Source organism: Shinella sedimenti (assembly GCF_022601905.1).
GTDB lineage: Bacteria > Pseudomonadota > Alphaproteobacteria > Rhizobiales > Rhizobiaceae > Shinella > Shinella sedimenti.
The window spans coordinates 574,420-595,169 of the sequence record NZ_JAKVIN010000001.1; the positions used below are offsets into that span (position 1 = coordinate 574,420).

Here is a 20,750-nt window from a genome sequence, read left to right on the forward strand (position 1 = left end):
TCCTCTTGACGCCGCCCTCATTTCGTTCACGCGGCGGCCGGCCGCGGCACGGCCTTTTCCTCGATGGGCCAGTGCACGATGGCGGCAAAGATGCCGAGCACCACACCGAGCCACCAGACCGGATCGTAGGTGCCGAAATGATCGTAGAGATAGCCGCCCATCCACACGCCGAGGAACGAGCCGACCTGGTGCGACAGGAAGACGATGCCGCCCAGCAGGCCGAGATGCTTGGTGCCGAACATGATGGCGACAAGCCCGTTGGTCGGCGGCACAGTGGAAAGCCACAGCAGGCCCATCACGATGGCGAAGATGATGACGGAGGCCGGCGACTTGGGCAGCAGGATGAAGGCGGAAACGGCGACCGAGCGGGCAATGTAGATATAGGCGAGGAAATAGGGCTTCGAGTAGCGCTGGCCGATGACGCCGGCGGCGAGCGAGCCGATGATGTTGAAGAAGCCGATCAGCGCGAGGCCGATCACTGCATAGCGCGCATCGATGCCGATATCGCCGAGATAGGCGGGGAAATGCGCGGTGATGAACGCGACCTGATAGCCGCAGACGAAGAAGCCGGACACGAGCAGCAGATAGGATCGGTGGCCGAGCGCTTCGCGCAGCGCCTCGCCGATCGTCTGCTTGTATTCGCTCGCCGCCGTGATGCCCGATGACGAGTTGCCGCGCAGCGGAATGGCGATCAGCGGCACCAGCAGCATCAGCACGCCGAGATAGACGAGACTGTCAGACCAGCCATAGGCGCTGATCAGACCCTGCGATAGCGGCGCAAAGAGGAACATGCCGGCAGAGCCTGCCGCCGTACAGATGCCGAAGGCCATGGAGCGCTGCTCCGGCGTGACATTGCGCGCGAAGGCCGAAAGCAGGATGCCGAACGAGCCCGAACCGACACCGAGACCGACCAGCACGCCGCCGCCGATATGCAGCCAGAGCGGCGAGGTACCGAGCGACATGAGGAACAGGCCGAGCGCATAGACGATGCCGGAGACCAGCAGCACCCGCCAGGTGCCGAACTTGTCGGCGATCGCGCCAAAGAAAGGCTGGCTGAGGCCCCAGGCAAGGTTCTGCAATGCCATGGCAAGACCGAAGGTCGTGCGGTCCCAGCCGGTATCCTGCAGCATCGGCAGCTGGAAGAAGCCCATCGCCGAGCGTGGACCGAAGGTGAGCACAGCGATCAGCGAGCCGGCGGCGATGATGCCCCAGGGCATGGGGCGGCTGGCGGACGGCGCTGCATGGGTGGATGGGGCGGACATGACGGTCTCCAGATCAGGTTGCCGAACCTAGGCGTCGCGATCGATGAACAAAAGCGAATTTAATTGACTGAACGATCAGCCGTACTGATGGAATCCGACAGTCCTTTCCACCCTGTCAGATCGACTTGACGCCGGGCGATTTTAGGCGCATCTCCACCGCAGGCGTCACAAGACGCCAAACCAAACCGGATAAGACAATGGACCCCGACAGTAGACGATCGAGAGCAGTCGAACGATCTGTCCGGTAGCGGCTTCACGCTTCGCTCCGGGCGGTTCGCCTGCCCTCAAAGGAGTGAAGCATGCTGCAGATTTACGCCCGCAGGGCCGACCGCTTTTGCCTGCGCGAAATTTCCAACCCCGCCATCGAGCAGGCGATCTCGCCCGCGCTCTGGTACGACCTGCTCAGCCCGACGCCCGCGGAGATCAAGGACGTCCAGGAAGCCCTTCACGTTTCCATTCCCACACGGGAGGAGATGGAGGATATCGAGCTGTCGGCCCGGCTCTATCAGGAGGACGGTGCGTCCTTCATGACCATGACGGCGCTGACCAATCTCGACAGCGACGAGCCGGCCAAGACCCCGATCACCTTCATCCTGCGGGGGCCGACGCTGATCACGGTGCGCCATGCCGATGCGAAGCCCTTCGCCACGTTCTGCACGCGGGCGCTGCGCGGCAACGGCCACAGCTACGAGACCGGCGAGGATGTCATGCTCGGCGTGATCGAAGCCGTGATCGACCGGATGGCGGACGTACTGGAACGGCTCGGCAACGAGATTGACGGCATTTCGCGCGGCGTGTTCCGCGGCAAGAAGGCCTCCTCGCGCAAGAAGACGCGTGACCTCGAGGCGCTGATCGAGCAGCTCGGCCGCAAGGGAGACTTCCTGAGCGGCGTTCGTGAAAGCCTCGTCAGCATTTCGCGGCTCGTCGCCTATCACGCGGCACTGGAAAGCCCGTCACGCCGGCCCTCCAAGGAGGTTCGCCAGCTGGTAAAGCTCGTTCAGCGCGACGCCACCTCGCTGGGCGACCATGCCGCCTTCCTGTCGGGCAAGATCAACTTCCTGCTCGACGCGACGCTGGGGCTGATCAACCTCGAGCAGAACCAGATCATCAAGATCTTCACCGTGGCCTCGGTGGTCTTCCTGCCGCCGACGCTTGTCGCGTCGGCCTATGGCATGAACTTCGAACTGATGCCGGAGCTGCAATGGCACTTCGGCTACCCCTATGCCGTCGGCCTGATGGTCATCTCGGCGCTGATGCCCTACCTCTACTTCAAGCGGCGCGGCTGGGTCTAACCGCGCACCTTCATCGGCCAGCGCTCGGCGCGCGTCTTCGTTACGCGCACCGGGTCGCCCAGGCGGATTTCGCCTTCGCTGCGCGGGACGGCGTTCCAGCCGAACAGGACACCAGGCACGCGACGGTCGGCGGACATGCGCTTTTCGGCCAGGCCCTGGATCGGATTGCCGCCGATGCGCTCGCCGGTCGTCTGGTCCTGCGTCGTCATGATGCAGCGGGAACACGGCTTGACGAGGTCGAACACGACACCGCCCACCTCGATCGTTTCCCATAAATCCTCGGCCCACGGCTCGTCGCTCGACACGAGGATATTGGTGCGGAAACGATCCATGCCGACCGGCTCCTGCCCTTTTGCGCTGAGCGTCGCATTGAGGTCGGCCAGCGAACCGGTCGTCGTGACAAGAACCGGAAATCCGTCGGCAAAGCCGACCGGCGCCGCCGCGCCGGCCCATGCCTCGCCTTCCGCGCGGTGCGCCTGGGCATCCATGTGCACGAGTTTGACCGGGCGGGCGAACCATTCGGAAAGCGCCTCGTTGACTGCGGGATCGGCGACAGCCGCGTTGACGGGCGTATCCCAGATCACGACATCGAGGCGGTCCTCCGGCTCGAAGCTCGCAAAGAGCTGGCGGCCATCCATTTCGAGATGCAGACTTTCACCGACTGCTGTGGCCTCGACCCGGGCCAGCGCCTGCAATTCGCGCTGGGTGATGAAACGGCCGTCCGGCTCGACGATCATGTAGCGCCGGTCGCCGGCCAGCCCGTCGATACGAACGGTCGCCGTCTCGAGCGGAATGGCGCGGCCGCTTTTCAGCGGATGGATGTTGAGGCCTTCGACCTGCATAACGGCAATCTTTCCTGAAATATCGATTCAATTCCTTGCCGGATCGATTCAATCCGGGGTCACAAAAGCATGTTTTCCTTCAGATTTCATCCAGCATCATGTCGCGGATGACGCGCAGGCGCTGCGTCCGTTCAACTGCCATGCGGCTGCCGGTTGCCGTGCGGAAGCCATCGGCGAGCCGAAACAACTTCACCTCGAAATGATCGATGGCGAAGGCCTTGTCGTCGAGTGGGCGATTTTCGGCCAGCGGGTCCATGGGATCGTAAAGACCGCTGCCCATGCGACCGGCAATGTAGAAGCAGCGCGCCGCGCCCATCATGCCGATGGCGTCGAGCCGGTCGGCATCCTGCACGATCTTCGCCTCGAGCGTCTCCGGCGCGATATTGGCGGAGAAGCTGTGCGTGAGAATGGCGTGGGCGACGGCGCCAATATCCGCCGCGTCCCAGCCTTCGGCGGCCAGCAGGGTAGAAGCCTTTTCCGCGGCAAGGCGCGAGGCCTCTGCCCGCAGTGGCGAGTTCTTCTCCACGGCCACGCAATCGTGCAGCAGAACGGCGGCGGCAAGCAGCCGCAGGTCGCCGCCCTCCTCCGCCTGGATGCGTCGGGCATTCTTCCACACACGGATGAGATGGGCCGCGTCATGCGAGCCGTCATCGGCAGCGAAGGCCTGCGGCAGCAGGCGTTCAGCAAGGCTTCCGAGCGGCGAGAAAGCGGCGGCAAGGCAGGTGAAAGACATGGAGCGATCCCGGAATGGTGCTCCTTCCCTAGCCCGTCAGGCCCCGGCGTTCAATTCCGTCGCATCCTCCGTCCCGGATTTTCGCGACAGGATCTTCTGGTAGAACAGGCCGATGCCGATGAGAACCGCTCCGAGCCCGATAAAGGAGAGCGCCCGCAGGATGCCTTCGAGGTTCGACATGTCGATCAGGAAGACCTTCACCACGGAAATCAGCACGAGGCCGGCGGAAGCGAGGCGGATGCTCCGGGAATCGACCTTCGAGCCGATCGCCAGAAGCACGACGCCGAGCAGCAGCCAGACGACGGAATAGGTGTAGGTCTCCGGCTGGAGGAAACCCTTCCAGTCGGCGATGCCCTCGCCGTGCCAGTAGCGGCGAACGGAAAGCGTCACCCAGGCGAAGGCGAGCGCCACGGCCGTCAGCGCCAGCATGATGACATAGGGCAGCGGCCGGCGGTGGCGTGCATAGAGGGCAAGCCCGCCATAGGCGATGCCCGGCAGCAGGTAGCCGACCAGCAGCAGATCGAACACCGGCCATTTGCCGAGCAGTTCCCCGGTGAAATAGGGATTGAGGCCGATGAAATGCGCGCTCAGCACCGACAGGACGGAAAGCGAACCGACCACCATCGAGCCATAGCGGAAGACCGGGCTCGGGGATTTGAGGTCGAGCGACATCATGACCGCCGAGGCGCCGATGATCAGCAGCGTGTAGGTCGCCTGTTCGCCCAGCGTCGGCACGGCACTGTCGAGCACGCCGCCGTTCATGCCGTGGCGCACGAGGATCGCCGCCGTCAGCAGCACGAAGAGGCTCGCGAGCGCCTGCAGGAGATTACGGATGCGTTCACCCGGCCAGCGGCGCAGTTCGAAGGCGGACAGCGCGAGAAGTGCGGCGGGAATGCCGTAGCCGGCAAGCAACTGGTTGAACACCGGCGTCTTCGACAGATTGGCCGCGCCGACGATGGTCGGCTCCCAGGCAATGCGGCCGGCAACGAGCATTGCGGCCGCCGCCATCAGCCAGGGCAGGACCGGCCAGCGGCGCAGGCGCGTGGCAAAGACCGCGACCGTACCGAGGACAGCGATGCCAAGCGTGGTTGCGAGACCATCGGTCAGGGCGTGCAGCGCGAGGACCAGGAAGGCGAAGCCGCCGGCCACGAAGGCCCATTGCTTGATGTCGATACCTTCCTCCGCCTCGCTTTCGCGCGAGAACATCTCGGCCGCCGCGAAGAAGACAAGGCCGAGAACGATGGCGAGCAGACCGTGTTTGGGATCGAAGGAGAGATTACCGAGATTGAGGAAGCTGACCGCGACGATCGAAAACGGCACGGCCGGCGCCAATATGCTCCAGATCGCGGCAAAGGCACGATCGCCCCTGCCCTGCAGGCGCACCGCGACAAGGCCGACCGCCACATAGGCGACCGCCAGAACGAGCAGCAGATTGACCGGCACCAAACCGAGAACGGAGACAGGCTGTGCGCCATCCAGTGTCGGCGGTTCGATCAGCGTAAACGGATCGATCAGGCCGCCCGGTAGCGCGGTCATCTTCACGACGCCGCCGACAGCAGCGATGGCCGACAGGAGCGCCGGATAGATCGCCCAGCCGCGCAATGTGCCGAGAGCGGCCAGCGCCAGCACGATGGCTGCGAAGGCGTATTCGCCGTACGCGATCGCCGGTACCTTGCCGGCAAGGACGAGCGCCGGGAAGGCCATGGCCAGAGCGCCGGTGAGGGAGACGGCAAGCAGCGGGGGCGCGAACAGACGGTCGAGCGCGGTTGCGGGCACGGCCGGTGTCGCGGACATCGCGGCAGGTGCGGGAACGTCGTCCGCCGTTACGCTTCCCGGCCAGAGCAGGCCATGGCCGAGCGCCAGCAGCAGCATTGTCAGCAGCACCGGGATGACATCGACATAGCTCGCCTGCGTCAGATAGAGCAGCGTCCACATCGCCATGCCGGCATTGGCAAGCGCCGGCACGACCTGCCAGCGGCGGATGCGCGCGGCAGCAAAGGTAGAAAGCCACGCGATGCCGAGAAAGCCGAACACGCCCCAGGCGCTGGGATTTTCCGTCGAGACCAGCGCCGGCGTCAGCATGGAGGCAAGCAGGCCGAGGCCCGCCAGTGCCTGACCGTGCAGCAGCGACAGGCCGATGGTGCCGAAGGAGACGGCGGCCAGCAGCACGAAGGCCGCCAGCGGGCCGAAATAGCCGTAGACCCCGTAGGAAACATAGGTGACGGCAAAGAGCGTCAGGGCACCGGCGGCCGTCAGCACGCCGGGGATCATGGCGTTCTGGAAAGCATTGGCGATGAGCGGCTGGGTGCGGCGGCGCACGAATTCGCCGATGGCGATCAGCACCAGGCCGAAGACGGCGGCGAGCGACAGGCGCACCGCAGGGCTGAGCAGCCCGGCCTCGATGGAATATTTCACCATGAAAATGCCGCCGAGCGCGAGCGCGACACCGCCCACCCAGACCGCCCAGCGCGCACCGATGCGGCTTTCGAAGCTTTCGCGCGGCTTTGCCGGCGTGGTGACAGGGGTGGCGGCCGGAGCCGTGACAACATCCTGTGCCGTCTGGCTTGCCGCCACGCTCTCCGTTGCTTCTTCGGCCGGCGCGCTGCCAAAAATCGCACGGCCCTTGTCGAGCTCGTCGGTTGTCCCTGCCCATGGACCGTCGAACGTTTCCTGTTCAGGCTCTTGCGCAGGATCGGCCGGTAAGGCTGCGACATCGTCCGCCTGCTCTGCCTGGGCTACCACCACGGGACCGGCCGCCTTTAAAGCTTCTACCTCGCGCCGGAGGCGAAGCACCTCCTCGCCGATCTTCTGCGCGCTGTTGCGGGATGCGTTGAGGGTGTAGAGCGCCAGGCCGATCGCGACCAGGGTAAGGATATCGAGCATTACAACTCCAGGACGGCCATGTTCGGGCGGCAGACTACCCGTTTTTCTTCAAACGCCAAACAGGGTTACGTTTCAGGCCGGCGATCTCTTCACAGGATAGGGATGGAGGTTTTGACCTGGACCATCAACCGCCGTGCGCGCCCGCTTCCCCGGCCCGCATGTCTTCGGCCGCACCGAGCGCCTTGAGCGCCGCCTGCACGAACCCGTCGCGGGCGCTCGCCAGCGTGAGGCCGCGCGGCTCGCAGACGTAACGGTTGAGGAAAAAGGCCGTGAGCCGGAAGCCATCGGAGAGTGCCGCGGCATCGGCGGCATGCCGGCTTTCATCGCCCAGGAACGCCGGCAGCGCCAGCATCCTGTCCGCCCAGGGGCCGCCGGCGGCGCGCGACACCGCCCGCCCCGACTTGGGCGACACGTAGCACAGGTCCTCGCGCGAGCCGGTGGCGGCGCATTCCAGAAGGTCGAGGCCGAAGCCGAGATCGTTGAGAACGGCAAGCTCGAAGCGGATGAGAAGCTCGCCCGCAGCAGATGGCTCGTGCAGGTGGTCGAGGATGACGGCGAGCGCCTCGTAGAGATGGGGATGAGGATCGCGCTCCGGCAGGAAGCGCAGGAGTGCGGCCATGGCCTGCACGCCGTAGACGGCGGTCGCCGTTTCCATCAACCGGGCAGCGCGCAGTTCCACCGGCTCGATGCGGAACTCGCCAAGATGCTCGTCGAGCCGCGCACGCCAGGTCACATCTACGGAATTGCCCGGCTGGAGCACCGGCTGCATAGTCCGCGAGCGTCCGCCGCGCACCATGCCGAGATGCCGGCCGCGGCCGCGCGTCATGACCTCGACGATCACAGACGTTTCGCCATGGCGCCGAACGCCCAGAACGATGGCCTCATCACTCCACTGCATGGCCAAGCCTTACGCCTTCGGCCCTGCGGCCGCAAGGCGCGCGGGTCATCGCTGTGCGGCGGAACGCCGCGTGGCGCTGGCGCCACACTTAAGCCCTTGCCACAGTTTCGCTTTCTTCTCGCCCTGCCCTCGCCCGCTTTGCCCCTGAAAGACCGCCCAAAGGCTGCAAAAGCCAAATTTCGCTGACATGACAGGTGCCGTTTTCATGCGTTTGCTTCGCTCCATCGCCCTCTTCGTTCTTGCCTCGACGCTTGCCGGCTGCGCCACGACCGTGATGGAAGTGAAGCAGAAGGGGCCCGATCCGATGCATGTGGCAATGTACGGGCCGCATCCCGACGAGCGCTTTCCCCTGCCGGCGATGGATATCAGCAAGGTCAATCCTAAATACTTCCGCCAGCAGGTGGCCTACCAGACGATGGAGCCGCCCGGCACCATCGTGGTCGATACGCAGGAGCGCTTCCTCTATCTCGTGCAGGGCGACGGCATGGCGATGCGCTACGGCATCGGCGTCGGCAAGGCGGGACTGGAATTCGAAGGTGCGGCACGCATAGGACGCAAGGCGGAATGGCCGCGCTGGACGCCCACGCAGAACATGATTGCGCGCGAACCCGAACGTAACCTGAAATGGGCAGGTGGCATGGAGCCGGGCCTCACCAACCCGCTCGGCCCGCGCGCGCTTTATCTCTACAAGGACGGCAACGACACGCTCTTCCGCATCCACGGCACCTCCGAGCCGTGGTCTATCGGCAAGGCGGTCTCGAGCGGCTGCATCCGGCTGTTCAACCAGGATATCATCGACCTCTATGGCCGTGTTCCGACTGGAAGCCGCGTCGTCGTGCTGCAGCATCACACGCCGGTCGACGAGCCGGGGCCGATGGCCGCGTCCGACGGACTTGTGCCGCCGGCTGCGATCTGAGCATCACCAAGCGTCGGGCTCTCGAACCATATGCACGATGCTGGCGGGGTTCATGATCCAGCGCGCATCGCGGCCTCCTTACGTGAAATCCTCCTGCCCGGCGGTGACCACACCCTTCATTTCGCTTGGGTAATAGCCTTCCCGCAGGTTGATGCCGTACTCGACATAGGCCTTCATGCAGGCGAGCATCTGCGACCAGCCCTCGCAGTTCATGTAGGAGGATTTCTGGCCGCGCTCGTTCTCCCGCCAGCCGGTCTCGGCAATCGTCACCATCGTACCGCCATCGTCCAGGGACTTGAAACGCATCTCGACGCGTGTCTTGTAAGGCGCCTCCCCCTCATCGACCATGGCGTCCCACCGGAAGACGATAAGGGTGTTTTCCTCTACCTTGTCGACGATAACAGGGGCCATTCCCCACCAGGTGACGGTCGTACCCTCGACAAGCGGCGCGCTCGCACCGCCGATCGTCGTGAAGTAACCGCTCAGTTTCGTCGGATTGACCACCGCATCGAAAACCTCGGCAACCGGCTTGCCGATCCGCCCGTTCACGCGAAATTCCAGCGTCATGCCTTCCTCCTTGGGCGTACCCGCCTCCTCTGTCTTGTACCCGGTCAAAATAGGTTATAAAAATATAACATGTCAATCGAATCGATAGAGGATGCCGTCTTCAAGGCGCTTGCCAACGGCAAGCGGCGGCAGATGCTGGACGCGATCAAGCTCGCGCCGCTGACGACGCGTGCACTGTGCGAGAAATTTCCGGAAATGGACCGCTGCACGGTGATGCAGCACCTGAAGGTGCTTGAAGAGGCGGACCTGATCATTCCCCGCAGAGAGGGCCGCGAGCGCTGGAACCACCTTAACGCCCTGCCGATCCAGGCGATCCATGACCGCTGGATCAGCCAGTATGCCGGGCATGCCATGAACGTGCTGTCGGCCCTGAAAGACGAACTGGAAGGCTGAGGCCCCGCCATTCGACGGCGCCTCACAAAATCAGACCGCGACCGCGATGCGGCCGATCTCGGCAATGATGGCGTTTCGTTCGTCGCCGGAAATATCGGGCATTTCCACGAAGGCGGTCACCACGATCGCGCCGCGATCCGGCGACCAGGCGATCGCGACATCGTTGGCGTTGCCGGCCTTGTCGCCGTTCGTTCCGGTCTTGTCGCCGGTCATCCAGTTCGCCGGGAAGCCGGCGCGCAGCCGCGTATCGCCCGTCTTGTTCATCACCAGCCAGGCGGCAAGCTGCGCCTTCGCACGCGGCGAAAGCACGTCGCCGAGAACGAGCCTGTGCAGGGTGTCGGTCATGGCGGCCGGCGTCGTGGTGTCGCGCTCGTCGTCCGGTTTGTCATGATAGTTCAGCGTCGGCTCCGTGCGGTCGAGGCGCGTTAACGTGTCGCCGAACCCGCGCAGGAACGCCGTGACCGCTTCCGGGCCGCCCGACGCGGCAAGCAGCAGGTTCGCGGCGGCATTGTCGCTGAGCGTGATCGTCGCCTCGCACAGCGCGGCCACCGAGATGCCGGCACCGCCGACATGCTTTTCCACCACCGGCGACCAGTCGACGAGGTCGGATTTCCTGACGACGATGCGCCGATCGAGCGTTTCCTCTCCGCGGTCGACACGCGCGAGGATATGCGCGGCCAGCAGCGCCTTGAAGGTGCTGCACATCAGGAACCGCTCATCCGCCCGATGGCCGAGCCGGGCGCCCGTTGCGAGATTATGTATGGCAACGCCGATGCGGCCCTTGTGGCGCGCTTCCAGTTCGGCGAGCCGCTTGCCGAGCGCACCGTCGCCGGCGGCTTGGGCGGAGCCCGTCATTGCCGCACCGGCGGGAATCGCAAAGAGAGCGCCGGCCATCGCCTGCCGGCGTGAAATCGTCATCGTCATCCGTTCATTTCCTGTCTGCCGGTAACGGGCGCCTTGTGCGCCACACCGGTTTGAGCCCGCCCACATCGCGACTATGCGCAACGGGCCGGGTCAAAACAAACGACGAATTCTGCCAGCAGCCATTAGGAAAACTAGGCCTATTTCTTCTTCATCGCCTCGGCGAGCGCGGCACCGAAGGCGCCTTGCGACGGGGCCGGCTGCTTGGGCGCAGCCTGGCTGAATTTCGGCTTCATCTGGGCGTTGCGGTCATTGCGCGGGGCGTTGTCCCGCGGCGCGGGAGCTGCCCCGTCCTTGCGCATGGTGAGGCCGATGCGTTTGCGCGGCACATCCACTTCCGTCACCCGCACCTTCACGACGTCGCCGGCCTTCACGACCTCGTGCGGGTCCTTGATGAAGCGGTCGGCGAGCTGGGAGACATGGACGAGACCGTCCTGGTGCACGCCGATATCGACAAAGGCACCGAAGGCGGCGACGTTTGTGACCGTGCCTTCAAGCAGCATGCCGGCCTTGAGGTCCTTGATATCGTCGATGCCATCGGCGAAGGTCGCGGTCCTGAATTCCGGGCGTGGGTCGCGGCCGGGCTTTTCCAGTTCGGCGAGGATGTCCTTGACGGTGGGCAGACCAAAGCGTTCGTCGACGAAGAGCTTCGGATCGAGCTGCTTCAGCGCCGCACTATCCCCCATCAGTGAACGCAGATCGCGACCGCAGGCGGCGACGATCTTCTTGGCGACGCCATAGGCTTCCGGGTGGACCGACGAGGCATCGAGCGGCTCCTTGCCGTTGGGGATGCGCAGGAAGCCGGCACACTGTTCGAAGGTACGGGCGCCGAGGCGCGCGACCTTCATCAGCTCCTTGCGGCTTTCGAAGGGGCCGTTGGCATCGCGATGCGCCACGATGGCCTCGGCCGAGGATTTTCCGAGGCCCGAAACACGCGCGAGAAGCGGCGCAGACGCCGTATTGAGGTCGACACCGACGGCATTTACGGCATCCTCAACCACGGCATCGAGCGAGCGCGACAGCTTGCCCTGGTCGACATCGTGCTGGTACTGGCCGACGCCGATCGACTTCGGCTCGATCTTCACCAGTTCGGCCAGCGGATCCTGCAGGCGACGCGCGATGGAGACGGCGCCGCGCAGCGACACGTCGAGGTTGGGAAACTCGGCGGCGGCTGTTTCGGAAGCGGAATAGACCGAGGCGCCGGCCTCCGAGACAATGACCTTGGTGGGCTTGGGCGCCGGAAGCTGGGCCAGCATGTCGGCGACGAGCTTTTCCGTCTCGCGGCTGCCCGTGCCGTTGCCGATGGAGATCAGCTCCACCTTGTGCTTGCGGATGAGCGCGGCAAGTTCGGCCTGCGTGCCGCGCACGTCGTTCTTCGGCGGGAAGGGATAGACCGTCGTCGTCTCGACCACCTTGCCGGTGTTGTCGACAACGGCGACCTTGACGCCGGTGCGGATGCCCGGATCGAGGCCCATCGTGGCGCGCGTGCCGGCGGGGGCCGCGAGCAAGAGGTCCTTGAGATTGCGGGCGAAGACGCGGATCGCCTCCTCCTCGGAGCGCTCGCGCATCTCGCGCATCAGGTCGAGCGACAGCGACATGGAGAGCTTGACGCGCCAGGTCCAGCCGATGGCATCGGCCAGCCACTTGTCGCCCGGCCTTGTGCCGACGGCGTAGAAGGAGGCGATGATGCGCTCGACGGGCTTGACCGGCTCGGTGCTGTCCTGATCCACGACGATATCGACCGACAGGAACTCCTCGTTCCAGCCGCGCAGCATGGCAAGCGCGCGGTGGCCGGGCACGGTCGCCCAGCGTTCGGTGTGGTCGAAATAGTCGGAGAACTTTGCTCCGGCCTCCTGCTTGCCCTCGACGACGCGCGAGCGCAGGAAGGCATTGTCCTTCATGTAATCGCGCAGGCGCTTGAGAAGGTCCGCGTTTTCCGTGAGCTGTTCGGCCACGATGTCGCGCGCGCCTTCCAGCGCCGCTTTCACATCGGGCACATCGGCCGAGAGGAATTTCTCGGCCAGCTCGGACGGCACCAGTGCCCTGTCGGCAAGGATCTGCTCGGCGAGCGGGCCAAGGCCGCGTTCGCGGGCGATTTCCGCCTTGGTGCGGCGCTTCGGCTTGTAGGGAAGATAGATATCCTCAAGCTCGGCCTTGGTGGTGACGGCGGCAATGCGGGCGGACAGCTCGTCGGTCAGCTTTCCCTGCCCCGCGATGGAATCGACGATGGAGGCGCGGCGGGCTTCCAGTTCGCGCAGATAGGCGAGCCTTTCGGCGAGCGTGCGCAGCTGGGTATCGTCGAGCCCGCCGGTCACTTCCTTGCGGTAGCGGGCGATGAAGGGAACGGTCGCGCCCTCGTCGATCAGTCCGACGGCTGCGGAAACCTGCGCGGCGGTCGCCTTGATCTCGGCTGCGATCAGGTTTGCGATCTTGAGCGGGGTCGGGGCCATGACGAACTCCTGTACGGTGACGGCGGGCGGCGACCATAGTTCGCCGGCGGGACGAGGCCAACTGTCAGCGTCGCGACGGAAGGCCAGTCCACAATATATCGGCGCTCCCGCGAGTGCGGGAAAGTGAGGCTACCACGCTTTCCGACCCTTGGGTTGTAACGCTTCATAAAGCCTTCCGCCGGTATCGTGCACTGTGGAACGGCAACGGGGCCATCGTCATGCGCAGTGCATTTCTCGCAACAGTCTCAATGGCGGCCCTCGCCGTGGCAGGGCCTGCGCATGCGACAACGCTCAGCCTGCTGATCTGGGAAGCCTACATCGACGAACAGGTGCTTGCCGACTTCACCGCCGAAACCGGCGCCGAGGTCCGGCAGACGCTCTATGACAGCGGCGACGTGCGCGACGAGATCCTCGCCGACCCCAACAGCAATATCGACGTGGTGGTGACCAACGAGAACGGTGCCAAGCTCTACGGTAATCGCGGCATTCTGACGGCACTCGATACCGGCAACGTTCCCGCCCTGAAGGATTACGAGGACAGCTGGACCAAGCGCTGCGGCGGCTACGGCGTTCCCTATCTTTGGGGAACGATGGGCATCCTCTACCGCTCGGACAAGATTACGACGCCGCCGACCTCCTGGGCCGACATCATGATGCCCGCGGAACCCCTGCGCGGCCATATCGCGATGTACGATGACCATGCCGAAGCCTTCGTCGCGCCGCTCGTGTTGCTCGGGAAATCGGTGAACGCCAACGACAACGAGACGCTCAAGGCCGCCTACGACATGATGAAGGCGCAGGCCCCCTATGTGCTGACCTATGACTACGCCATCACCTCGGTTCAAAGTCCGGACAAGGGGCCGAACATCTGGATGGCGCTCGGCTATAGCGGCGACCAGTATACCCTCAACGGCAAGGTGGGCACGCCGCACCTCTGGCGCTATGCCTTGCCCAAGGAAGGCACGCTGTCCTGGCTCGACTGCGTCTCGGTCAGCGAACGTTCGAAGCAGAAGGCGCTCGCGCTGAAGCTGGTCGACTATATCGGCAATGCGGAAAACAGCGCCCGCAACGCCGTCAAGCTCAACATGCCCACGGCAAACAAGGCGGCAATGGCGCTACTGCCGGAAGACATGCAATCCAATCCCGAAATCTATGCGGCCCCGGAAATCCTGGCAAAGAGCCAGCTTCAGGAGGAACTGACCGTTCAATCGGTGCAGGCCCGCCGTCGCATCCTCAGCAGTCTGGCTCAATTCAGTGACGCTCGGTAAACGCGCCCTCGCCCTTATCTTCCCGGTCGTTCTGGCAGGCTATGTGCTTGCAGCTTCCCTCATCTACTATGTGCAGAGCTCGTCCATCGCCGGGCTGGAGCGCGCGCGCCTCTGGCAGCAGATCGGCATGCTGACCGCCGTCTTCCAGAACGACGTGATGCAGAACCGCAGCTTCCTGTATTCGCTCGTCGAAGGCGGTGCGGTGCGCCTCTTCGTCAACGAACCGAATGCCGATTACCGCCGTATGGCGCTCGGCGTGCGGCTGCAGCAGAGCATCACGTCTCTCTCCGACGACCGCAAACGCTTTATTTCTGCCGCCATCATTCGCCCGCCCCTGACGGTGGATTACTATTTCGAGGACAGCGCCGATCCCTTCGCCGAGATCACACCGCAGCAACTCGAACACATCCGCCATACCATAGACAGCCCACGGCTGTCCTCGTGGTCCTACCTCGACACGCCGGGCATCGAACCGCTCATCGTGCATTCCGAATTCATCGACCCCGTGACCTTCAACCGCCCGGTCGCCAGCGCCAAAGCCGAATCGATCCTGGTGCAGACGGCAGTGCGCCCGAAGGCCTTTCTCGAATTGAAGCGGGCGCTCGAGAAGGAATATGGCGCAACCGTCGAGATCGCACGGCATCAGTTCCTTGCTCAGGGCGGGCTTTCGGCGACCGCCACGCTCGGCCCCTCGCTCTTTGCACGCCTGACGCCGGAGCCGGGTTTTCTGGAGGAACGGCTTTCGACGCTCAGAATGCTTCTGGCGCTCGGCGCCATCGCGCTCAGCCTGTGCACCATCGTTCTCGTGCTGGTGCTGGTTCGCCGCTACATCACCAACCCGATCGCCCGCCTCGACCGCCAGCTGACCGAAGTCATGACCGGCAATCGCAGCGCCCTGCCCGAAATGCACGAGATCGGCGAAATCGGCCGCCTCTCCGTGAACGTCAAGCGCCTCCACGACCAATCCATGCACTCCTTCGATCTCGTGCAGAACGCCTCCTGGACGGATACGCTGACCGGGATTTCCAACCGCGAATACTTCAACATCCGCTCGACGCAGCTGCTCGAAGAGGCCGAGGAAGCCGGCATCGGCTGCACGCTGCTGTTCATCGACGTCGACAACTTCAAATTCGTCAACGACAAGCATGGCCACAAGATCGGCGACGAACTGCTCAAGACGCTGGCAGACCGCATCTCGGCGATCGTCGCACGCATCGTCATCGAGCGCGGCCTTCCGGCAGGGTTGTTCGCCCGCCTTTCGGGTGACGAATTCGCCATCATGCTGCGCTGCCAGCCCGGCGCGGGAACGATCACCGAACTGTCCGGCAATATCCTGGCGCTGTTTGCGGAGGGATTCGAAGTACTGGAAAAGGCCTATCCGGTCACAGCCAGCATCGGCATCGCCGTCTACCCCGAAGACGCGCGCACACTGCCCGAACTCATCGCCAATGCCGACGCGGCTATGTATCAGGCAAAATCGCAGGGCAAGAACGGTTCGGCCCGCTATTCCCGCTCCCTGCACGAGAAGCGCAACCGTCAGCGCCGCATCGAGGAGGAACTGCGCATCCTCAACGCCGACGAGCAATTCCATCTGGTCTACATGCCCATCGTCAACGGTCAGGGCAAAGTCACGGGCTGCGAAGCGCTGCTGCGCTGGACCTCACCGGTGCTCGGCAATGTCACGCCGGACGAATTCATTCCCATCGCCGAAACGACGGGCCTTTTCAGCAAGATCGACTGGTGGGTGATCAACCGCGCGATGGCCGACTATGGCCATGTCAGGAAGCTCTTCGGCGCCGAGACCATCCTGTGCATCAACATTTCGTCCGCCGAACTCTACACCAAGTCGATCAGCGATCACTTCTGCGACTGCGCCGACAGGCATGGCGTCGATGCGCGGCTGATCGAGATCGAGCTGACGGAAACCTTCGCGGTCAAGCTCGGCGAGCAGTCCCGCCGCAACATCGAGATCCTGCGCGCCAAGGGCTTCCGCATCTCGATCGACGATTTCGGCGCCGGATATACGTCCGTGCAGCAGATCATCGAATACCCGGCTGAGACCATCAAGCTCGACCGTGAACTGGTGGAAAGCCTGACCCGGTCGGCCGCCCTTCCCACCTTGCGCGCGCTGATCGCACTCTGCCACGCGCAGGACATGTCGGTCATTGCCGAAGGGGTCGATACGCCGGAAAAGATGTCGCTGCTCGCCGCGGCTGGCTGCGACCTCTACCAGGGCTATCTCATCAGCCGCCCGCTTGCGCTCGACGACCTCGGCGTCTGGGCCATGCAGCGCCTGCTGGACACGGCACGCGAAACGATGAGGTCGGCAGAACGCCGCGCACAGGGCTAAGCGCTTCCCAGACGGCCGCGAAACGGATCAGGATGTCGGGAAATCGAGGCCCATTTCGCGGAAACGGGCCGGATCGTCACCCCAGTTCTCGCGCACCTTCACGAAGAGGAAGAGGTGAACCGGCTGCTCGAGGATTTCCGAGAGCTCCTTGCGGGACGCCGTGGAGATCGCCTTGATCGCATCGCCGTTCTTGCCGAGCGCGATCTTCTTCTGGCTGTCTCTTTCGACATAGATGACCTGCTCGATGCGCACCGAGCCGTCCTTGCGCTCTTCCCACTTTTCCGTCTCGACGTGGGAGGAATAGGGAAGTTCCTGGTGGAGGCGCAGGAACAGCTTCTCGCGGGTGATTTCGGCGGCGAGCTGGCGCATGGGCAGGTCTGAAATCTGGTCTTCCGGGTAGTACCACGGACCTTCCGGCAGCGCGGCCGCAAGATAGTCCATCACATCCTCGCAGCCCGAGCCGTTGAGGGCGGAGATCATGAAGGTGCGCTCGAACTTGACGACCTCGTTCACGGCGGCCGTCAGCTTCAGGAGATCCTCCGGCTTGACGCGGTCGACCTTGTTCAGCACGAGGATCTTCGGCTGATGGACCTCCTTGAGGCCCTCCAGGATCGTCTCGGCGTCGCCCTTCAGGCCGCGCTCGCTGTCGATCAGGAACATGATGAAGTCGGCATCCTTGGCGCCGCCCCAGGCCGTCGTCACCATGGCGCGGTCGAGCCGGCGGCGCGGCTTGAAGATGCCGGGTGTGTCCATGAAGACGATCTGCGCGTTCTTGTGGATCGCGATGCCGCGCACGATGGCGCGCGTCGTCTGCACCTTGTGGCTGACGATCGACACCTTGGCGCCGACCAGCCGGTTCACCAGCGTCGACTTGCCGGCATTGGTGGCGCCGATCAGGGCGACGAAGCCCGAACGGGTCGCGCCCTCGGCTGCGGCACCGGTCTCGGCAGGGATGTTGGTTTCTTCCGTCATGATATCCGTCAATCCGGGTCCTTCCGGCGGAAGGCCCCATGTTCCTGTTTCCATGCAATTTCAAAAGGCGGAAGTGCGTTCAGGCGTCGGCCTTGGGCCAGACGCCTTCGCGTTCCAGTATCTTCGTCGCGGCCGCCTGTTCGGCGGCCCGTTTCGAGCGGTCGATGCCGGTCTCCGGCGCCACGCCCTTGACCTCGACTGTCACGGTGAAGCGGGGATCATGATCCGGTCCGGAGCGCTCGTCCACCCTGTAATTCGGTGTGAGGCCAAACCGGGCGTGCGCCCATTCCTGCAACTCGGTCTTTGCGTCTCGCCGCGCGCCTTCGGCACGCGCCGCCCTGCCCTCCCAGTTGGCGAGGATGAAGCCACGCGCGGCCTCCAGCCCGCCATCGAGATAGATGGCCGCGATCAGCGATTCCACCACATCGGCCCGTACGTTCAGCATGGCCTTGCCGGTGAGCTTCTTGATGTCGGCGCCGGTGCGGATGAAGCGATGCAGACCAAGATCATCCGAAACTGCCGCGCAGCTTTCAGCGCTGACGAGTTGGTTGAGGCGAACGGACAGCTCGCCCTCCTTGGCATCGCGAAAGGTGCGAAACAGCATCTCGGCCACGCAAAGGCCGAGAACGCGGTCACCGAGAAACTCCAGCCGCTCGTAGTTACTGCCCTTGCCGGGCCGTGCACTCGCATGCGTGATAGCCCGGTCGAGACGATCCTTGTCAGTGAAGACGTAGCCGATCAGCGCCTCGAGGGCCTTGCGGTTGGCGTCGTTCAGCGGAATGGCGCCCTTCATTCAACGACCTTGAAGAGGCGATCCCAACGCAGGTTCGCCGGCCACTTCCAGACTTCGCTGAAGGACGTGTCGTGGCCGAGCGAGAAGAAGATCAGGCTGGCGCGGCCGATGAGGTTTTCGGCCGGGACGAAACCGACGTCGAAGCGGCTGTCGGCGGAGTTGTCGCGGTTGTCGCCCATCATGAAGTAGTGGCCTTCGGGGACGATGAACTCGCGCGTGTTGTCGCCGACGGTGCCCGGACGGGTGTCCAGCGTGTCGTAGGAAACGCCGGTGTCCAGCGTCTCGCGGAACATCGGGATGTTTTCGCCGGTATCGTACTGGTCGTCCGCGCGGAAGAAGCCATCCTGCTGGCGCTCGACGGGCTTGTCATTGATGTAGAGAATGCTGTCGCGCACCTGCACGCGGTCGCCCGGCAGGCCGACGAGACGCTTGATGTAGTCGATGTCGGGGTTCGGCGGGAAGCGGAACACGACGATATCGCCGCGCTTCGGCTCGCTTGCGAAGATGCGGCCCGAGAACAGGTTCGGCGAGAACGGCAGCGAATATTTCGAATAACCGTAGGAGAACTTGTTGACGAACAGGTAATCGCCGACCAGCAGCGTCGGCATCATCGAGCCGGACGGAATGGTGAAGGGCTGGAAAAGCACGGTGCGGATCACGACGGCGAGCAGCAGCGCCTGAATGATGACCTTGACGTTTTCCCACAGGCCGCCTTCGGCCTTTTCAGTCTTCTCTGCCACGCCCGACTTGTCCTTATTTGCTAACATGAGGCCCTCTATAGAGGAAAGGTTGCCTGTTGGAAATCACATCGGTCAAAAAGACGCGGAAGCCTCACAAAGCCGGCATTCCCGCGGGTAGCGCCTCGATGATCACGAAAGCCTGCGCCAGCGGAAAGTCGTCGGTGATGGTGAGATGGATTCGCGCCTCGTGACCGGCCGGCAGCATCCGTTTCAACCTTTCGAGCGCGCCGCCGGTTAGATGCATGGTCGGCTTGCCGCCCGGCAGATTTATGACGCCCATGTCCTTCCAGAACACACCCTGCGCCAGACCGGTGCCGAGCGCCTTGGAACAGGCCTCCTTAGCGGCGAAACGCTTGGCATAGGAGGCGGCGCGGTTCTTCCGTCCATCGGACTTTGCCTGTTCGATCTCGGTGAAGCAGCGCTCCGTGAAGCGTGCGCCAAAACGTTCCAGCGACTTCTCCACCCGACGGATGTCGATGAGGTCGCTGCCGATGCCGATGATCATGAGGACAGGTCTCCGGATGAGAGCGCGGCGGGTGCAAGCCCGGCGCGAAGCGCCAGCCGCGCGCGGCGACGGGCCTTGAAGGACTGGACGGCAAGGCGTGTCACGCCATAGGCGATCACGGCTGCGAGCAGCCCGAGCACACCGGCGCCGACCAGCATGGGTTTCAACACCGGCTGCCAGAGTTCGGAGAACTGGAGATGCTCCAGCCTGTGCAGAAGGTCGTGCGTTGTAATGGCTTCAGCGGCCTGGATGCCGAGCAGCGCTTCGCCGATGCGGAAGGTCGTGAGCGCGATCAGCGGAATGGTCAGCGGGTTGGCGACGGTTGTGGCAAGGGCGGCCGCGAGCAGATTGCCGGCCATGAGATAGGCCATGACCAGCGCCAGAATGACGTGAAACCCGAGCAACGGCGTGAAGGCGGAAAAGACGCCGGCTGCGACACCCGCGGCAACCGCGTGCGGAGATGCCGACAGGCGGATGATGCGCTTCGCGAGATAGCGCGCCGGCCGCGTCAGGCCCTTGCGCGGCCAGAGAAATTCGCGCAAGCGTTCGGCCCGTGAGGCCTTTTTTCGGCGTCTGAACAACATCGCCCAGACATAGCCGATCCGTTGGTGTCATTTCAATGGCGCCCTTAGGCGCCACGGCAGGAGCCGCCGCGGCGCACGGGGTGCGCCGCATGGCTGCAGACCTTAGTAGGACTTGCGGAAAAGGCCGCGGTCGATCTGACGCTGGCGGTATTCCAGGTCGATCCGGTCGATGGCGCCGTTGAGATAGGCGCTCTCGCGCTCTTCGGCCGACGGAACGCGCAAGGCGCGGGCGATGTTCTTGAACTGCTTCAGCATGGTAAACCTCTTTCGGTTGACCTCCCGAGACAGAAGATAGGTGAGACACCCCGCCGGCACCAGCGCGACTATCCCAACACAGCCATGCGCATTGCGCATATCGCCTGGTTAAAACTTGGGCAATCC

The 20,750-nt window shown here is 64.0% G+C and carries 19 protein-coding genes; 5 read left to right on the forward strand and 14 right to left on the reverse strand.

What is annotated here, in order from left to right; genetic code table 11:
- Positions 1-26 precede the first annotated feature (26 nt).
- The gene (locus tag MKI86_RS02920; protein WP_241596923.1) at positions 27-1,262 is read right to left on the reverse strand and encodes an MFS transporter; all 1,236 of its coding nucleotides are present in this window, start codon (positions 1,260-1,262) and stop codon (positions 27-29) included.
- 299 nt (positions 1,263-1,561) lie between these two features.
- On the opposite strand from MKI86_RS02920, the gene corA reads away from it, so the two are divergent.
- Positions 1,562-2,554, forward strand: a complete 993-nt coding sequence (corA, locus tag MKI86_RS02925; RefSeq protein WP_241596925.1) for a magnesium/cobalt transporter CorA — start codon at positions 1,562-1,564, stop codon at positions 2,552-2,554.
- On the opposite strand, the gene MKI86_RS02930 is transcribed toward corA, so the two are convergent.
- From MKI86_RS02930 to recO, 4 genes are all read right to left on the reverse strand, one after another.
- Complete coding sequence (locus tag MKI86_RS02930; protein WP_241596927.1) at positions 2,551-3,396, reverse strand: MOSC domain-containing protein; 846 nt, start codon at positions 3,394-3,396, stop codon at positions 2,551-2,553. The two genes, corA and MKI86_RS02930, sit on opposite strands and share 4 nt — an antisense overlap.
- Positions 3,397-3,475: 79 nt before the next feature.
- Positions 3,476-4,129: an HD domain-containing protein gene (locus MKI86_RS02935; RefSeq protein WP_241596938.1), complete on the reverse strand. Its 654-nt coding sequence runs from the start codon at positions 4,127-4,129 to the stop codon at positions 3,476-3,478.
- Between the two features lie 36 nt (positions 4,130-4,165).
- A complete protein-coding gene (locus MKI86_RS02940) occupies positions 4,166-7,012 on the reverse strand; it encodes a DUF2339 domain-containing protein (protein ID WP_241596941.1) in 2,847 nt (948 codons plus the stop codon).
- A gap of 124 nt (positions 7,013-7,136) precedes the next feature.
- Positions 7,137-7,910: a DNA repair protein RecO gene (recO, locus tag MKI86_RS02945; RefSeq protein ID WP_241596943.1), complete on the reverse strand. Its 774-nt coding sequence runs from the start codon at positions 7,908-7,910 to the stop codon at positions 7,137-7,139.
- Between the two features lie 205 nt (positions 7,911-8,115).
- Here recO and MKI86_RS02950 point away from each other — a divergent pair, with 205 nt between their 5' ends.
- On the forward strand, positions 8,116-8,826 hold the full coding sequence (locus MKI86_RS02950; RefSeq protein WP_241596945.1) for a L,D-transpeptidase: 711 nt from the start codon (positions 8,116-8,118) through the stop codon (positions 8,824-8,826).
- 78 nt (positions 8,827-8,904) lie between these two features.
- Here MKI86_RS02950 and MKI86_RS02955 read toward each other — a convergent pair whose 3' ends face one another.
- Complete coding sequence (locus MKI86_RS02955; RefSeq protein ID WP_241596956.1) at positions 8,905-9,393, reverse strand: SRPBCC domain-containing protein; 489 nt, start codon at positions 9,391-9,393, stop codon at positions 8,905-8,907.
- A gap of 69 nt (positions 9,394-9,462) precedes the next feature.
- Between MKI86_RS02955 and MKI86_RS02960 the strand changes: the two genes are divergently transcribed.
- Positions 9,463-9,786 (forward strand): ArsR/SmtB family transcription factor, encoded by a 324-nt coding sequence (locus tag MKI86_RS02960; protein WP_241596960.1) that lies wholly within the window; start codon positions 9,463-9,465, stop codon positions 9,784-9,786.
- 30 nt (positions 9,787-9,816) lie between these two features.
- On the opposite strand, the gene bla is transcribed toward MKI86_RS02960, so the two are convergent.
- Together bla and MKI86_RS02970 are read right to left on the reverse strand one after the other, a co-directional pair.
- Complete coding sequence (gene bla, locus MKI86_RS02965; RefSeq protein ID WP_241596963.1) at positions 9,817-10,710, reverse strand: BKC/GPC family carbapenem-hydrolyzing class A beta-lactamase; 894 nt, start codon at positions 10,708-10,710, stop codon at positions 9,817-9,819.
- 137 nt (positions 10,711-10,847) lie between these two features.
- Positions 10,848-13,157 carry a Tex family protein gene (locus MKI86_RS02970; RefSeq protein ID WP_241596965.1) on the reverse strand — a complete coding sequence of 770 codons (2,310 nt, stop codon included), beginning with the start codon at positions 13,155-13,157 and terminating at the stop codon, positions 10,848-10,850.
- A 218-nt stretch (positions 13,158-13,375) separates the two neighbouring features.
- On the opposite strand from MKI86_RS02970, the gene MKI86_RS02975 reads away from it, so the two are divergent.
- The gene (locus MKI86_RS02975; protein ID WP_241596968.1) at positions 13,376-14,425 is read left to right on the forward strand and encodes a polyamine ABC transporter substrate-binding protein; all 1,050 of its coding nucleotides are present in this window, start codon (positions 13,376-13,378) and stop codon (positions 14,423-14,425) included.
- Positions 14,412-16,775: a putative bifunctional diguanylate cyclase/phosphodiesterase gene (locus MKI86_RS02980; protein WP_241596971.1), complete on the forward strand. Its 2,364-nt coding sequence runs from the start codon at positions 14,412-14,414 to the stop codon at positions 16,773-16,775. Before MKI86_RS02975 ends, MKI86_RS02980 begins: the two co-directional genes overlap by 14 nt.
- Before the next feature lie 27 nt (positions 16,776-16,802).
- Here the strand turns inward: MKI86_RS02980 and era are convergent, their stop codons facing one another.
- The 6 genes from era to MKI86_RS03010 all read right to left on the reverse strand — a co-directional run bounded on the left by era (position 16,803) and on the right by MKI86_RS03010 (position 20,624).
- A complete protein-coding gene (gene era / locus MKI86_RS02985; RefSeq protein WP_241596975.1) occupies positions 16,803-17,747 on the reverse strand; it encodes a GTPase Era in 945 nt (314 codons plus the stop codon).
- Between the two features lie 79 nt (positions 17,748-17,826).
- On the reverse strand, positions 17,827-18,540 hold the full coding sequence (gene rnc, locus MKI86_RS02990; protein ID WP_241596978.1) for a ribonuclease III: 714 nt from the start codon (positions 18,538-18,540) through the stop codon (positions 17,827-17,829).
- On the reverse strand, positions 18,537-19,280 hold the full coding sequence (gene lepB / locus MKI86_RS02995; RefSeq protein WP_370879881.1) for a signal peptidase I: 744 nt from the start codon (positions 19,278-19,280) through the stop codon (positions 18,537-18,539). Before lepB ends, rnc begins: the two co-directional genes overlap by 4 nt.
- Before the next feature lie 91 nt (positions 19,281-19,371).
- Positions 19,372-19,785: a holo-ACP synthase gene (gene acpS, locus MKI86_RS03000; RefSeq protein ID WP_241596984.1), complete on the reverse strand. Its 414-nt coding sequence runs from the start codon at positions 19,783-19,785 to the stop codon at positions 19,372-19,374.
- Positions 19,782-20,369 carry a DUF2062 domain-containing protein gene (locus MKI86_RS03005; RefSeq protein ID WP_241596988.1) on the reverse strand — a complete coding sequence of 196 codons (588 nt, stop codon included), beginning with the start codon at positions 20,367-20,369 and terminating at the stop codon, positions 19,782-19,784. The genes acpS and MKI86_RS03005 overlap by 4 nt, the downstream gene beginning before the upstream one ends.
- A gap of 102 nt (positions 20,370-20,471) precedes the next feature.
- Positions 20,472-20,624 (reverse strand): DUF3563 family protein, encoded by a 153-nt coding sequence (locus tag MKI86_RS03010; protein WP_241596991.1) that lies wholly within the window; start codon positions 20,622-20,624, stop codon positions 20,472-20,474.
- Positions 20,625-20,750: the final 126 nt, after the last annotated feature.